This window comes from Atlanticothrix silvestris CENA357, assembly GCF_016056295.1.
Taxonomy (GTDB): Bacteria; Cyanobacteriota; Cyanobacteriia; order Cyanobacteriales; family Nostocaceae; genus Atlanticothrix; species Atlanticothrix silvestris.
This window is the reverse complement of record NZ_JAECZB010000049.1, coordinates 54,552-69,106: the sequence shown is the minus strand read 5'-3', so window position 1 is coordinate 69,106 and position 14,555 is coordinate 54,552. Positions and strand designations below refer to the sequence as shown.

At 41.6% G+C, this 14,555-nt stretch carries 16 protein-coding genes; 9 read left to right on the top strand and 7 right to left on the bottom strand.

The window, feature by feature from the left end:
- The first annotated feature begins 380 nt into the window (after positions 1–380).
- The 3 genes from I8751_RS16065 to I8751_RS16055 all read left to right on the top strand — a co-directional run bounded on the left by I8751_RS16065 (position 381) and on the right by I8751_RS16055 (position 2,558).
- Positions 381–1,004, top strand: a complete 624-nt coding sequence (locus tag I8751_RS16065; RefSeq protein WP_214440145.1) for a phycobiliprotein lyase — start codon at positions 381–383, stop codon at positions 1,002–1,004.
- 1 nt (position 1,005) lies between these two features.
- Complete coding sequence (locus tag I8751_RS16060) at positions 1,006–1,548, top strand: hypothetical protein (RefSeq protein WP_214440144.1); 543 nt, start codon at positions 1,006–1,008, stop codon at positions 1,546–1,548.
- Positions 1,549–1,790: 242 nt separating this feature from the next.
- Entirely contained in the window at positions 1,791–2,558 is a 768-nt protein-coding gene (locus I8751_RS16055) for a phycobilisome rod-core linker polypeptide (protein WP_214440143.1), read from the top strand.
- Between the two features lie 110 nt (positions 2,559–2,668).
- On the opposite strand, the gene I8751_RS16050 is transcribed toward I8751_RS16055, so the two are convergent.
- The 3 genes from I8751_RS16050 to thrC form a co-directional block, all read right to left on the bottom strand.
- Positions 2,669–3,088, bottom strand: a complete 420-nt coding sequence (locus I8751_RS16050; RefSeq protein ID WP_214440142.1) for a helix-turn-helix domain-containing protein — start codon at positions 3,086–3,088, stop codon at positions 2,669–2,671.
- A 148-nt stretch (positions 3,089–3,236) separates the two neighbouring features.
- The gene (locus I8751_RS16045; protein WP_214440141.1) at positions 3,237–4,550 is read right to left on the bottom strand and encodes an ABC transporter substrate-binding protein; all 1,314 of its coding nucleotides are present in this window, start codon (positions 4,548–4,550) and stop codon (positions 3,237–3,239) included.
- A gap of 192 nt (positions 4,551–4,742) precedes the next feature.
- Entirely contained in the window at positions 4,743–5,834 is a 1,092-nt protein-coding gene (thrC, locus tag I8751_RS16040; RefSeq protein ID WP_214440140.1) for a threonine synthase, read from the bottom strand.
- Between the two features lie 380 nt (positions 5,835–6,214).
- Between thrC and I8751_RS16035 the strand changes: the two genes are divergently transcribed.
- Positions 6,215–6,406: a hypothetical protein gene (locus tag I8751_RS16035; RefSeq protein WP_214440139.1), complete on the top strand. Its 192-nt coding sequence runs from the start codon at positions 6,215–6,217 to the stop codon at positions 6,404–6,406.
- Positions 6,407–6,711: 305 nt separating this feature from the next.
- Here the strand turns inward: I8751_RS16035 and I8751_RS16030 are convergent, their stop codons facing one another.
- The 4 genes from I8751_RS16030 to I8751_RS16015 form a co-directional block, all read right to left on the bottom strand.
- Complete coding sequence (locus I8751_RS16030) at positions 6,712–8,355, bottom strand: acetolactate synthase large subunit (protein ID WP_214440138.1); 1,644 nt, start codon at positions 8,353–8,355, stop codon at positions 6,712–6,714.
- 164 nt (positions 8,356–8,519) lie between these two features.
- Positions 8,520–9,887 carry an NAD-dependent succinate-semialdehyde dehydrogenase gene (locus I8751_RS16025; protein WP_214440137.1) on the bottom strand — a complete coding sequence of 456 codons (1,368 nt, stop codon included), beginning with the start codon at positions 9,885–9,887 and terminating at the stop codon, positions 8,520–8,522.
- 182 nt (positions 9,888–10,069) lie between these two features.
- Positions 10,070–10,459 (bottom strand): type II toxin-antitoxin system VapC family toxin, encoded by a 390-nt coding sequence (locus tag I8751_RS16020; protein WP_214440136.1) that lies wholly within the window; start codon positions 10,457–10,459, stop codon positions 10,070–10,072.
- A complete protein-coding gene (locus I8751_RS16015) occupies positions 10,456–10,695 on the bottom strand; it encodes a hypothetical protein (protein ID WP_214440135.1) in 240 nt (79 codons plus the stop codon). The genes I8751_RS16020 and I8751_RS16015 overlap by 4 nt, the downstream gene beginning before the upstream one ends.
- A 91-nt stretch (positions 10,696–10,786) precedes the next feature.
- Here I8751_RS16015 and ureE point away from each other — a divergent pair, with 91 nt between their 5' ends.
- From ureE to I8751_RS15990, 5 genes are all read left to right on the top strand, one after another.
- Positions 10,787–11,230 (top strand): urease accessory protein UreE, encoded by a 444-nt coding sequence (ureE, locus tag I8751_RS16010; RefSeq protein WP_214440134.1) that lies wholly within the window; start codon positions 10,787–10,789, stop codon positions 11,228–11,230.
- On the top strand, positions 11,208–11,897 hold the full coding sequence (locus I8751_RS16005; RefSeq protein ID WP_214440133.1) for an urease accessory protein UreF: 690 nt from the start codon (positions 11,208–11,210) through the stop codon (positions 11,895–11,897). Before ureE ends, I8751_RS16005 begins: the two co-directional genes overlap by 23 nt.
- Positions 11,898–12,094: 197 nt before the next feature.
- Positions 12,095–12,691, top strand: coding sequence for an urease accessory protein UreG (gene ureG, locus I8751_RS16000; protein ID WP_214440132.1), 597 nt, complete (start codon positions 12,095–12,097; stop codon positions 12,689–12,691).
- A gap of 125 nt (positions 12,692–12,816) precedes the next feature.
- A complete protein-coding gene (locus I8751_RS15995) occupies positions 12,817–13,485 on the top strand; it encodes an AIM24 family protein (RefSeq protein ID WP_214440131.1) in 669 nt (222 codons plus the stop codon).
- A gap of 89 nt (positions 13,486–13,574) precedes the next feature.
- Positions 13,575–14,540 (top strand): acetamidase/formamidase family protein, encoded by a 966-nt coding sequence (locus I8751_RS15990; protein WP_214440130.1) that lies wholly within the window; start codon positions 13,575–13,577, stop codon positions 14,538–14,540.
- Positions 14,541–14,555: the final 15 nt, after the last annotated feature.

Below are 14,555 nucleotides of genomic sequence, written 5' to 3'. Positions count from 1 at the left end.
AATATTGCCTCGTTCAACTTCCTAACCTAGGTTAACAAAAGTAACACATACTTGACAAGTAGACACTTTTAGACGTTTCCGAATAAAAGAATTAAGTATAGGGCACGGAGCATTGGTCATTGGGCATGGGTAAGAAGGGCAAAAGGTTTATTTCTTCATCCTTTACCCTTTATCCTTTAACCCCTTTGGGGTTCGCCAGTCGCTCATGGGGGAAACCCCCAAGACCGCGCTGGCTCACCTTTTCCCCTTTTGTTGCTCCTCTGCCTCCCCTGTTCAGTATCTTTACTCGCAACTCAGTTTGGAGTTTTATGATGTAAAGGGTAGAGTTACTCAATTTTGAATACCAGGAAATATCACTGATAGGAGTCAGGTTTCAATCTATGGATGCAATGGAGTTCTTTCAACTCAGTACTGGCAAGTGGCGATCGCAAAGAACCACGCACCATCTAGCCTTCAAACGCTCTGAAAAGGGTGAATCAGAAATTCAGATCACAGCTCTCGCTGCCGATGATCCGCAAATAATTGAGATTTGCCAACTTCATCAGTTTGACCCCAGTTTAGCGATCGGTGGAGCTTTTGTAACTTGGCACGGCTCAATGGGATGGGATAGAGACGAAGAAAACCACGAAGGTTCTACCGTGTTTTCATTAGTACCAGATACCAGTGATGGGCGACAAGGTACACTGCTAAGGGAAAGAGGCTATGCCGAAATCGTCCCTGTTGCAGGTCGCTATGAGATGGATGAGGAAAATGGGTTAGTGTTAACGACCGAGTACGAAACCATGAGTTCCATCGAACGGTTCTGGTTTGCTAGCCCAAGTTTACGGATGCGAACTAGCACAGTTAAACGATTTGGAGGTTTCAGTACCGCCACATTCTGCACTGAATTCCGGATTGCAGATGATTCCGGTGCTGAGAATGAAGCTGAACTCTCAAACCTAACCCCTGAGCAGATTCAGAAATCTGCTGAACCGACAAAATCATTGTCCTTCTTTGGCTGGTAATTTGCTGATCACAACCAGTGCCGATCCTTTTACCCGTGGGTTAGATTACCTATATGGCGCTCGTAGCTTGGCTTTAGATCCAGAGATGGTGGATGTAGTTTATGACCTAGACAAACGCATTCCCATCTGTACCTGGATTGCTAATCATATAGATGCAGTTAACGCCGAACTCAACGCCTGTCTTCAGGCGTGCCACGACTGTTTTCATCCTTGGCAACAGTGTGCAATTCAAATTTTTGCGGCTCCCCTGGCGCAATCTTTTGGAATTGATGGTCTTTGTAATCTTAAAACAGACCCAATTACCATCCTGATTGATGTGGGAAGAGTAATACCAGAAGACTGGTTAGGGCTGGTTATGCACGAATATGCCCATGCTCACGCTGGTTTTCCTGGTCATCACCAAGAGTTCGCTAAATCTTTAGCACACCTGTGTTTGGGGCTAGCGATCGCACCCCCCTCTTATCAACCTGATATGGAAGCTAGCTTACGGTCTTATCCCTACTGTCGTCCTACCCAAGATCCACTGGCGTTTTGGCGGGGATGAAGAAGTAGAGGGGAGCAGGGGAGCAACAAGAGGGGTAAAGGGTAAAGGGTAAGGGATGAAAAAACAAACTCTTTAACCCTTTCCCCCTTACCCCTTTTTCCCAATGCCCCATGCCCTCAAAGATGAAACTCAAATTAACTTATGTAACGCTTCATTAAACCAAATCGAATGAAAGTACCTCTTAACCTTATGATTGTGATTAATTATCTAAAAAATTTGTAAGGAAAGGGAGTTTTTTCGGCGTGGCAATTCCTCTTTTAGAGTATTCCCCATCCTCTCAGAATCAGCGTGTTGTCGGGTACGAAGTTCCAGGGGAAGAACAACCCAGGGTCTACTCCACAGAAAACCTGCTTTCCCCTACTGAATTGGACGATCTGATTGAAGCGGCATATCGTCAGATTTTCTTCCATGCCTTTGCTGCGGATCGCGAACGTTTTCTAGAGTCCCAACTTCGCAGTGGTCAAATCACTGTTAGAGACTTTATTCGTGGCTTGTTACTGTCTAATACCTATAAGCGTAGTTTCTACGATCTTAACAGTAACTATCGTTTTGTAGAGCAGACAGTACAACGAGTACTTGGTCGTGACGTTTACGATAACCGGGAAAAACTTGCTTGGTCTATCGTCGTTGCCACAAAAGGTCTTAAAGGTTTTGTCGATGACTTACTTAACAGCGATGAATACCTAGAAGCCTTCGGTTATGACACCCTTCCCTACCAGCGCCGTCGAGTTTTACCTGGACGGACTGAGGGTGAAAGACCTTTCAACATCAAGTCTCCACGCTACGACGAATACTATCGTGGCAAGTTTGGCTTCCCACAGATTGTATGGCAAACCATCGTTCGCAGCTACGTCCCTCAAGACAAGCAGCCTAAAGCGGGTAATCCATCTCTGTTCCTCGATATGGCACAGAGTATCAACCCACGAGTTAACCCACCTCAACAGATTTCAGCGCTAAACATTGATATCGCGCAATCTGTACCTTATCGCAAGTTGTCTGGAGTAAACTAGGCAATCTTTATTAGTTTAAGGGTAAACCTTAGAATTTGGAGCTTGGAAGTGAGAAGTCAATGATTTCCCACCTCCAAGCTCCAATTGTATTAAATCCTCACTTTAGTGGATCAGGCAGTTTCTTCATTCTTAGAGCGAAACCCTAACTCCATAAGTGCTTTGCGAATTTTGGCTTTAGAAGGGCGGATTGTAGGAGGAGTTAATCCCATCTCTCTAGCAGTCTCAAACATTTCCCTCATGAGCATATCCAGAGAGTTATCATTGGCATCTTCCGGGAGATTTTCGATCCTTCCTTCATAAGCCAATGTGTAAAGTTCTAAGTGATGCTTACCCATTGCTCTAGCCAGTTTCCTCAAGGTTTCAGGTGTGGGACAGGTTCCCTTAAAGCAGGCTCCTCTCAGCCTGGGTTGAGGAATCCCAGACAACTCCGCTAGACGGTTCATGCTGATAGCCTCATCTTCTAAATGTTGAAGAATTAACCGTCCCAAAGGGGAGCAATCTTCAGATTTTATTTGCAACCTTGCTGGCATTGTTCAGTATCAATGGGATACGGATGTATCTAGGATAAGCTGTCGAATATTTTATTTACAATAACAGAAATACCTCCGGGATTTACAGTAATTTTCAGGTAGTTAAACTCTCAATGAGTATATTTTAAATTTAGTTTTACTCACTTACTTAATTTTCACTCCAAAATAGCTCTGCACGCTCTTGAGATGTTTGAAGAGCTTTTTGGGGAGATTCACCTAATAATGTTGCCTCGATCGCTCTGCCAAGACTATCAGATAAGCGGTTATATTTAATAGTGATTGGTCGAGCGCGTGCCATAGGTATTTGGTCTAAAAATACTTTTAGAACTGGGTGTTGGTTGATGAATTGTTGATAAGCATCACTTTGAGCAGCTTTGGTATTTACTGGTAAAAAACCCGTTCCTACACTCCACTCTATTTGGAATTCCTGACTCAAAACATACTCTAAAAATTTGAGTGCTGCTTGCTCTCTTTCTGGCGTGGTCTTCATTAAATAAATATTTCCACCAGCGGTTACTGTGGATTGTTCAACATTTCCAGGTATAGGAAACACATCATAATCAACATTAGACTTCATGATGTATGTCCAAGGGCCAGTAATCTGCATAGCAACTCGACCTGCAAGAAAACTATCTTCTTCATAACCTCGCTCTGGAGCAGAAAGCATGGCTGAACCATCTTGTAGGAAGTCTTGCCAAAATTGCAAAGCTGCGATCGCTCCTTTATCCATTAAATTCGGCTGGTTGTTGGTTAATATGTTTCCGCCAGCATTAAATAAAAAGGGAAACCAACAAAAAACAGTCCATTCTCCCTTACCTAAAGGTAGCAATATTCCATATTGTTCGGGGCGATGATCACCATCACGATCTATAGTTAGTTTTTTAGCAGCTTCCCGCAATTCTGACCACGTTTTAGGTATTTGTGTAATACCTGCTGCTTGGAACAGCTTAGGTCTGTAAAAAACACCTAGATTACCTGTATAGAGTGGGATTGACCAAATATGATCATCAAATTTCAATTCGTCAAAAAGATTAGGGAAAATTTCTGATTTAATTGGTAATTTCTCCAGCCAATCTTCTAAGGGTTTAATTGCTCCTAGTTCTACAAACTGACCTGTAATTTGAGGGTAAAACGCCAACAGATCTGGAGGTACATTACCCACAACTGCTGTTAAAACTTTAGGCAACTGTTGGTCAAGCTGACCTGCATAGATAGATTCTACATAGATGTCCGGATGGGTTTGATTGAATTTATCTACCAGCTTTTGAAAGACATCCCGATTTGCAGGGGGATTGATTCCCTGCCAAAGTGTCAGATGAATAACTCCATTGTCCTTTTGGGATGTAACTTGACAACCAGATAAAAATAGTAAGCATGAGCTTAGGAGTAAACCTAAAAGTAAAATACGCCCAACATAGTGGAACCAACTTTTGATTTGGGATAGAAAAACAATAATATCCATGCCCATAAACAAGAGGGGTAAAGGGTCAAGGGTAAAGGTTAAAGGGATGAATTAGGTAGCAACGCCATAAGCTACAAGTCGGCGTAGCCCTTGTGCTGTCGGAGACGCTCTTGTTAGCTTGCTTAAGCACAGGGGTACGGCTGACGCTTGTTCCTCCTTGAAAGTAATTTAATTAATTCGCCCATAACACTCTTAGAATCCCATTGCTGCGGCTACTGTTTTGATTTCCGCCTCAATACCTTGCTGAAATTGACTTTCACTATACTTAATGGCTGTGTCTGGGTCTTTTAGACCATTGCCTGTGAGGACACAAACCACCGTTGCTCCAGTAGGTATTTGGTCTTTAACTTGCAACAATCCGGCGACAGAAGCAGCACTGGCAGGTTCACAAAAAATACCTTCGGATGATGCTAAAAGCCTATAAGCATCTAGAATTTCTGTGTCAGTCACCGCGTGAAAATTGCCCTGACTTGCTGATTGTGCTGCGATCGCTTTTTCCCAACTGGCTGGGTTGCCAATGCGAATCGCTGTGGCTATAGTTTCAGGATGAGCTACCGGTTTGCCATTCACAATGGGGGCTGCACCTGCTGCTTGGAATCCCATCATTTTGGGTAGGCGATCGCATTTACCTAATTGATGATATTGACAAAACCCCATCCAATATGCGCTGATATTTCCCGCATTACCTACCGGGATACACAACCAGTCTGGAGCATTACCCAAGGCATCAACAATTTCAAAGGCTCCAGTTTTTTGCCCTTCTAGGCGGTAGGGATTAACTGAATTCACCAAAGTTATGGGATAGCTTTGAGCCATTTCGCACACAATTTCTAATGCTCGGTCAAAATTACCTTTGATTGCCAATACCTCTGCGCCATATAACAAGGCTTGTGCCAACTTGCCCAGGGCTACATATCCATCGGGAATCAGTACAAAAGCATTCATGCCCCCACGCCTAGCATAAGCTGCTGCGGCTGCTGAGGTGTTGCCTGTGCTAGCACAAATTACTGCTTTTGCCCCAGCTTCTTTAGCTTTAGAAATCGCCATAGTCATTCCCCGGTCTTTGAAGCTACCAGTGGGGTTAAGACCATCGTATTTCACAAACACACTTACTTGTCTGCCAATGCGTTCTGCGATCGCTGGCACCGGAATTAGAGGAGTGTTGCCCTCTAGCAGAGTTACAACAGGCGTTTTTTCACTAACAGGTAAGTACTCGCGATAGGCTTCTATCAGCCCAGGCCAGGGTTGGCGATAAGATTTAGCAACAGACAAGCTCACAGTCACAGTATTTAACAGTTTTTCACTAAGGATTGGGGATTAGGGCAGGATGGGAAATAGTTAAAGAAAGTAAATTTCTTGTTTTCTGTTCCCATTTTCTAAGCTCTTCATTTCAGAAGAATATTATCTCTTTTATTGCAGGTGTCTTAACTTGCAGTTTTTATTTTGTGTAAAATGTCAGTTTATCATAATCGCTAAGCAGAACTGACTTTCACCAACAGGAGGTTACAAATGGAACACAAGCAACACAATCGCCGTCACTTATGACAACACCCGTAACCTATTAGAGTAAGTGATTGAAAGTATACAATCATTTAACGAGTCTTAAACTTGCATTAGTATAATGTTTACTAATGGTGTGAGTTGAGTTGTAGATTAATTGAGCGATGCCTACTTATTCATCTAGTGTTTGTGAACGCCAATCCCAGACTTTCTGGGTAAATGAACTGACCAATTCTGGTTATCAAGACGATCAGCAAGTTAAGCTGAGACACCTGCAAGCAGAGGTAGACTCTCTGTTGCAGCAATTACAAAACCTCAAAGAGCAACGCTTAGCTGCCATCAGTGAAGAGAAATAATTTAATTTCTCAAAGCGCGATCGCCAGGGCTGTTACAGTCTAAATTTTAGTAGGGGACTACTATATCAAAATGTTGGTTTTGTTTGACCATCATTGAAGACTGTAATAATTAGCACAGTTTATCTGTGAGCTTGGCGGTCGCTACACTTGTAGAAAGCTAACTTAATAAATCTGTGTAATTACATCAGAAACTAAATATAATTTTAATGTTTAAAAATCGCGGCAACACAAACAACTTCCACTTGGTTAGGTTTGGTTTTTTGTATTGTCGCGACTTGCAGATATTGTCAGTCACTTAGTGCTGACTACACTTCACAACTTAATTCCCCTGCTTTTTGTGTAAAGCGGTGGTTTTCGCGGTAGTCTACCGGACAATCGATGACAGCAGGTACATCTTGAGCAAGAGCTTCTTTAAGTACGGGGATTAAATCAGTAGCAGATTCGACACGATAGCCTTTTAGACCCATACTTTCGGCTAATTTGACAAAATCAGGATTGCCAAAATGCACAAATGCTGAGTTTCCTTTACCAAATTGATTTTCTTGTTTCCATTCAATTAAACCGTAACCTCCATCATTGAAAATCAAAGTGACAAAGGGAGTTCCAACACGCAAGGCAGTTTCTAATTCTTGACAATTCATCATAAAGCCACCATCACCAGTCACAGCAACAACTTTACGGTTAGGATAAACGAGTTTTGCTGCTAAAGCGCCAGGAATCGCAATACCCATCGCGGCAAAGCCGTTAGAAATAATACAAGTATTAGGGCTATGGCAGTGATAATGACGGGCAATCCACATTTTATGAGCGCCCACATCAGAAATCACAATATCATCAGGGCCCATCACCTGCCGCAAGTCGTAAATTAACTTTTGCGGCTTAATAGGAAAACCATCATCATTAGCGTGTTCTTCGTAATCAGCACGTATGTTAGCTCTTAAGCTGATTGCATAAGGATTGGGTTTAGCATGGCGGTCTGCTAATTTTAAGATTTCATAGAGGGAATCAGAAATATCTCCCACTACTTCTGCGTAGGGAATATAACTACTATCAATTTCTGCCGGACTTACCCCAATATGCACTATGGGAATTTGACCATCGGGATTCCATTTTTTCGGAGAAAATTCAATTAAATCATAGCCAATAGCGATTACTAAATCTGTATTATCAAAACCACAGGTAATAAAGTCTCTTTGCTGTAAACCTACTGACCACAAAGCTAATTGATGAGTGTAGGGAATTACACCTTTGCCCATAAAAGTATTGGCAACAGGAATATTCATTTGGGTAGCAAATTGCGTCACGGCATCACTAGCTTGAGCGCGAATTGCTCCATTACCTACTAATATTAATGGGTTAACTGCCTGGGAAATTGCTGCTGATGCTGCCCGAATACTAGCAAAAGATGCATAAGTTTTTTCGCTATTATCCTTAAGCAAAGGTTTGCCTTCTACAGGCATAGCGGCAATATTTTCTGGTAAATCGATGTGTACTGCACCTGGTTTTTCGGATTGCGATCGCTTGAATGCTTTTCGTACAACTTCTGGTGTAATACTCGGTCGAACAATTTGCTTATTCCACTTGGTTACAGGGGCAAACATTGCTACCAAATCTAAATATTGGTGAGATTCGATGTGCATTCTATCTGTTCCCACCTGCCCAGTAATCGCCACCAAAGGCGCACCATCAAGGTTGGCATCCGCAACCCCAGTCATTAAATTTGTGGCTCCAGGGCCAAGAGTAGAAAGACACACTCCGGCTTTGCCTGTGAGCCGACCGTAGACATCCGCCATGAATGCTGCACCCTGTTCATGACGAGTAGTAATAAATTGAATAGAAGAATGTTTTAGTGCTTCTAAAACGTGCAAGTTTTCTTCGCCAGGGAGTCCAAAAACATATTGCACCCCTTCATTTTCTAAACACTGTACTAGTAAATCTGCTGTATTCATTTGATTTTCTCACTAACGACAAGTTAGTAGTTAATGGTCAGTGGTCAGTAGCCAGTGGTCAGTAGTCAGTGGTCAGAAGAAAAACAACTAACAACTGACAACTGACAACTAACAACTAACAACTAACAACTAACAACTGACAACTAACAACTAACAACTCCAAATTACTTCACCCACACAGTCTTAACATTGACAAATTCATGTATGCCTTGAATACTCAACTCTCTGCCGTATCCAGAACGTTTAATGCCACCAAAGGGCAATCGGGGATCGGATTTAACCATGCTGTTGATAAATACTGCGCCTGCTTCGATTTCTTCAACTAGGCGATCGCGTTCTTGGTTATTAGTTGTCCAAGCACTTGCACCTAAGCCAAAGGGTGTGGCGTTAGCGAGTTTAATGGCAGCATCAATATCCGGAACTCGGAATAATAGCGCCACTGGGCCAAAAAATTCCTCTTGGGCAATGGCACTATCCTGGGGAATATCTGTGATGATGGTCGGTGGATAAAAGTTCCCAGGACGATCTGTTAAAGAATGTCCCCCTGTGAGGACTTTACCCCCACTATTAACCGCAGATTGCACTTGTTGGTCTAAATCCTGAAGAATATCAGGGGTTGCTAGTGGGCCTAAATCGGTGTCTGGTTGCATGGGATCGCCAATTTTTAGCGCCAGAAATTTATTTAAAAGCAATTTTTCAAATTGATCAGCGATCGCCTCTTCGACAATAAAACGTTTTGCTGCTATACAAGATTGCCCGTTATTCAACATCCTTGCTGTAGTAGCTGTGACAACTGCTGCTTCTAAATCAGCACTTGCTAACACAATAAAAGGGTCACTTCCTCCCAATTCCAAAACGGTTTTTTTGATTTGTTTACCAGCAGCAGCAGCTAAAGAAGCACCGGCTGGTTCGCTTCCTGTTAAGGTGGCAGCTTTAATTCGCTCATCAGCCATTAAATCGGCAACTTTGGCAGCACCAATTAACAAAGTTTGAAATCCACCTTTGGGAAAACCTGCCCGTTGGATAATGTCTTCAATTGCTAAAGCACACTGCGGCACATTAGAAGCATGTTTTAGTAAACCGACATTTCCCGCCATTAATGCTGGTGCAGCAAAACGGAAAACTTGCCAAAAGGGAAAATTCCACGGCATGACTGCGAGAATTGCACCTAGTGGCTGATAGCGAACAAAGCTATGACTTGCATCCGTCTTTACACTGGCATCAGCCAGGAAACCAGGAGCATGTTCGGCATAATAGCGACAAACGAGGGCGCATTTTTCTACTTCTGAGATTGCTGCTTTAAACGGCTTGCCCATTTCTAGAGTCATGATTTCGGCAAAGTCTGCCTTTTCTTGCTCTAAAATGTTTGCTGCTGTTTGCAGCCATTGCGATCGCTCAGAAAAACTAGTCTTGCGGTACTGTGCAAAAGTTTTACCAGCCAAATCTAATTTAGCGGCAATTTCTGTATCATTGAGTGGCTCAAAGGTTTTGAGCGTCTCCCCAGTGGCGGGATTAATGGTGGCGATAGCCATTGCCCTGACCTCCCGTTAAAAAATAGCTTGAGGTAGCTCCTTAGTGTTACACACATTAATTTTGGAAGCTACCATCCAAATTCTAGTCTTTTGGACAAGGCTTGGTTTCTTAATATTAAATTTTCGCAATTTAAATTGAATTAAATTATACAAAAATGTAAGTATATATTACTAAAAAATCGCTATGAAAGTGCTTCTACGCCAGAATAGTTAAGAATTTTCGCATCAACAGTTAACAAAGGACAATCATAAAATCTGGCTGTAGCCACAATAATTTGGTCAAAAGGATCGCTATGAAATCCACTTAATTGAGTTGAATCAATTACTATTGGCAGGGTTAAATTTAATAATTGTATTCCTGGATAATTCAAAGCTGTTGCCAACCATTCATTAATTGAACAAGAAAAAACCAGTCGATTTTTTTCCACTAATTTGGCGACTTCCCAACAAGAAACAATATTTACTCCCAAACCTTGAGATTGATATTCTTCTATCCACTCCCGATACTTTTTAGTCAGTCTTGAGTTATCGTCAACCCACCAAACCCAGATATGGGTATCAAGTATGATCATTGCAAAATTTCCCAATCTGATAAGGCAACGGGTTCTGTTGGATCATCGTAACGGATTACCTTACCGCGCATTGGATAAAGATTTTTTTCTGCTTGGCTAGGCACTGCTTTTGGATGCTGTGGAGTTTTAGTGTCCAGAATAATTACTTCCACAGCATCTCCCGCATGAAAGGGCAAGCCCTGTAGCGTCAAAGTTCCATCTTCAGTTAAAACGACTTCTATTTTATGAGCATTCATATTTCAACACAAATAGGCTGAGTTTTCAGTCTTCACTACAAGTAGATTAAAATTCATCCATACACAAATTGCCATTTTAATCTTATCAATCATGCTGACTTTGACCCAACGTCAACCACCAAACCCTAATGCATCGGTTATTTTGACCCTAGCACTCACAGCAGAAGAACGGACTCGCGCTCGTCATCGCTTTGAGGCGGAGGATGGTAAAGTTGTGTTTTTGCGTTTACCGAGGGGAACGGTTTTACGGGATGGCGATATTTTACAAGATGAAAGTAATAGCAGCTTAATTAGAATTATTGCCAAACCAGAACCCGTTTTAACTGTCTTTGCCCAAACACCGTTGTTATTAATGCGGGCAGCATACCATTTAGGAAACCGTCATGTACCTCTAGAAATTACGCCCGGCTATTTACGTTTAGCAAACGATGCTGTTTTACAAACAATGCTGGAACAATTGGGATTAGAAATCACAGCAGAAAATTTACCGTTTCAGCCAGAATTAGGCGCTTATGGACAACATCATGCTCACTGATAGCCATTTTTTAAGTATTTTGCAGTTGGCTAGTCCAGCTTTACCCGTGGGAGCATATAGTTATTCTGAAGGATTAGAAACACTGGTAGAAAATGGTGCGATCGCTAATCAAAAAAGTCTCAAACACTGGTTAGCAGCAGAACTACATTATGGAGCAATTCGCTTAGAAGCGGCGGTGATGGTACGAGCCGCTGAATCTGCAAAACTCGGTGATGTAGAAACTTTATGCCGTTGGAATATGTGGTTATCCGCTGCTAGAGAAACACAAGAATTACGTGCTTCTAGTTGGCAGATGGGGCGATCGCTGATGCAGTTACTTGGTAAACTACAACCAGAAATCATACCTCTAGTGAATGCTGTGGGTAATCCTTGCAATTATGCGATCGCTTTTGGCATTGCTAGTGCCCATTGGCAAATTAATATCAAAGCTGCTTTATTAGCATATCTGCATAGTTGGGCAAGTAATTTGATTACTGCTGGAATCAAACTCATCCCCCTTGGTCAAACAGCAGGACAAGAGTTATTACTAGAGTTGCAACCATTACTTAGCGCTGCGGCATTAGAAGTTATCAATTTAGAGGATGATGAACTCAGCTGTTGTAGTTGGGGCTTATCATTAGCAAGTATGCAGCATGAAACCCAGTATACAAGGTTATTTAGAAGCTAGTACCGCTGTGCGTAATTCGTAATTCACTTTTTGCAAGGGTTTTAGACATTTGACATGGTAGCTTTATTTATGCCGTGCTGTACTGGTCAGGAAAGCAGAGGAGACAAGGACAATAACAACTAACAACTAACAACTAACAACTGACAACTAACAACTAACAACTGACAACTAACAACTAACAACTGACTACATTACTTATGAACGCATTTCGAGTTGGGGTTGCTGGGCCGGTGGGATCTGGAAAGACTGCTTTAGTGGATGCTTTGTGTAAGGCGTTGCGTGAGCAGTATCAGATTGCCGTGGTAACAAATGATATTTATACTCAAGAAGATGCACAGTTTTTGGTGCGTTCTCAGGCGTTGACGAGCGATCGCATTTTGGGTGTGGAAACTGGCGGCTGTCCTCACACTGCAATTCGTGAAGATGCTTCGATGAATTTGGCTGCTATTGAACAATTAGAGTTGCAATTCACTGATTTAGACTTGGTATTTTTGGAAAGTGGTGGTGATAATTTAGCAGCTACCTTTAGTCCCGAATTAGTAGATTTAACAATTTACGTTATCGATGTCGCTGCTGGTGATAAAATTCCCCGCAAAGGTGGCCCTGGTATTACTAAATCTGATTTGTTAGTAATTAATAAAACTGACCTTGCACCTTATGTTGGTGCAGATTTAAATGTGATGGAACGAGATGCCAAAAAAATGCGTGGTACTAAACCTTTTATTTTCACAAATTTGAAAACACGAGAAGGATTAGCAGACGTGATTCAGTTTGTCTCTACAAATATTTGTTAAGTAATATTTACTATTTTTCGTAAAACATTTTTTACTTGCCATCTAGAAAAATAGATGCCAAAAATGGATGTAAATTCTGGCTTTTAGTTAGAGTACAACTTTTTACACCATTATAAAGACACACAATGGCAAACTTTGAAATTATTGAGCGAGAAAGCCTACGTTTAGTCAAAATAACGTTGCAAAACGAAACAGTACGTACTGAATCTGGTGCGATGTACTATATACGTGGCAACATTACCATGCAATCTAAAACCCCCTCGGCTGGTGGATTTTTAAAATCCTTAGCTACTGGTGAAAATATTTTTCGCCCTACTTATACAGGCACAGGCGAATTATATTTAGAACCTGCTTTATCTGGATATCATATCTTAGAACTAGACGGCAACGAATGGATTTTGGACAGTGGGGCTTATTGGGCTAGTGATGGCTCTGTAGAAGTGGGAATTGAACGTAATAAAATGATTTCTGGCTTAATTGGTGGCGAAGGTTTATTTCAAACCAAAGTCAAAGGTAGAGGAAAAGTGGTCATGGTTGCTCAAGGGCCTGTAGAAGTAGTACAACTACGAAATGACCGATTAGTAGTTGATGGTAACTTTGCGATCGCTCGTACAAATACCTTAAATTATCGCGTTGAAAAAGCCACAAAATCACTTTTAGGCTCAATGACTTCTGGTGAATTTTTAGTTAATACTTTTGAAGGAACTGGTACTGTATTATTAGCTCCTGTTCCTTATTGGCAAGTGATGATGCTACGGCAAATTACAGCAGCTATCCCCAAAACTTCTAGTTGAAATACATTCATTTCAAAAAAGGAATTAAACATTTGCTATATAGTTTAATTCCTTTTTTAATTGAAAAATGAGTAATTAAAACCTCGGCGATGACTCACCACATTTTAAAAGCCACTAAAGAAACCGTACATCTCGGTGGTTTCTCTCATAAGCTAGAACCAGCACTTACTATAGATTCCGGTGACACAGTTGATGTAGAAACTTATACTGGTTACTATGTTTACGACAAAGCACCGCCAGAGTTTCTTACACCAGAATTTGTTGATATCTGTCAAAATCTATCACCAGAACGTAAAGTTGCAGCGGGGCCTCATTTACTAACAGGGCCAATTTACGTAAAAGATGCGGAACCGGGGGATGTTTTAGAAGTAAGATTAGAAGCGATCGCACCAAATTTACCAGTCGGCTTCAATGCAATTCGTACAGGTTGGGGAGCTTTACCGCAGAAATTTACTCAACCTGCTCTCAGATTTATTCCCCTTGATTTAATCCATAATATCGCTGAATTTCCTACAGGTAGCGGCATTAAAATTCCCCTCAAACCTTTTTTTGGTATTCTTGGTGTTGCTACCCCAGAAACTTCTCGAATTTCCATTCCGCCTGGTTGTTATGGTGGTAATATTGACAACCGTGAATTGCAAACAGGCTCTCGTGTATTTTTGCCTATTTTCGTCCCAGGTGGATTATTTTCTATTGGTGATGGACATTCAGCACAGGGAGATGGCGAAGTTAATGTGACTGCTATTGAAACTTCGATGAATGGAAGAATAGTACTCACACTTCGCAAGGATTTGCAACTGTCAACACCTATTGCTGAAACAGCTACTGATATCATCACAATGGGGTTTGCCCAAACTTTAGATGCAGCTTTAGAAATAGCTGTGAAAAATATGATTGATTTTTTGGAACGTTTTGCAAACTTATCCGCAGAAGATGCTTATGTATTGTGTAGTTTAGCCGTGAATTTTCGCATCACTCAAGTCGTCAACAGCCCCCAAAAAGGTGTTCATGGGATGCTACCCAAATCAATACTGTCACATAAAATCAATTTATAACTACCAAGAAAAAAA

Coding starts and splice junctions, on each gene's coding strand:
- I8751_RS16045 (WP_214440141.1), bottom strand. CDS start 4,550: ATGGATATTATTGTTTTTCTATCCCAAATCAAAAGTTGGTTCCACTAT.
- I8751_RS16015 (WP_214440135.1), bottom strand. CDS start 10,695: ATGAATGCTCATAAAATAGAAGTCGTTTTAACTGAAGATGGAACTTTG.
- I8751_RS15990 (WP_214440130.1), top strand. CDS start 13,575: ATGACTCACCACATTTTAAAAGCCACTAAAGAAACCGTACATCTCGGT.
- I8751_RS15995 (WP_214440131.1), top strand. CDS start 12,817: ATGGCAAACTTTGAAATTATTGAGCGAGAAAGCCTACGTTTAGTCAAA.
- I8751_RS16020 (WP_214440136.1), bottom strand. CDS start 10,459: ATGATCATACTTGATACCCATATCTGGGTTTGGTGGGTTGACGATAAC.
- I8751_RS16065 (WP_214440145.1), top strand. CDS start 381: ATGGATGCAATGGAGTTCTTTCAACTCAGTACTGGCAAGTGGCGATCG.
- I8751_RS16030 (WP_214440138.1), bottom strand. CDS start 8,355: ATGAATACAGCAGATTTACTAGTACAGTGTTTAGAAAATGAAGGGGTG.
- ureE (WP_214440134.1), top strand. CDS start 10,787: ATGCTGACTTTGACCCAACGTCAACCACCAAACCCTAATGCATCGGTT.
- I8751_RS16025 (WP_214440137.1), bottom strand. CDS start 9,887: ATGGCTATCGCCACCATTAATCCCGCCACTGGGGAGACGCTCAAAACC.
- ureG (WP_214440132.1), top strand. CDS start 12,095: ATGAACGCATTTCGAGTTGGGGTTGCTGGGCCGGTGGGATCTGGAAAG.
- I8751_RS16050 (WP_214440142.1), bottom strand. CDS start 3,088: ATGCCAGCAAGGTTGCAAATAAAATCTGAAGATTGCTCCCCTTTGGGA.
- I8751_RS16005 (WP_214440133.1), top strand. CDS start 11,208: ATGGACAACATCATGCTCACTGATAGCCATTTTTTAAGTATTTTGCAG.
- I8751_RS16035 (WP_214440139.1), top strand. CDS start 6,215: ATGCCTACTTATTCATCTAGTGTTTGTGAACGCCAATCCCAGACTTTC.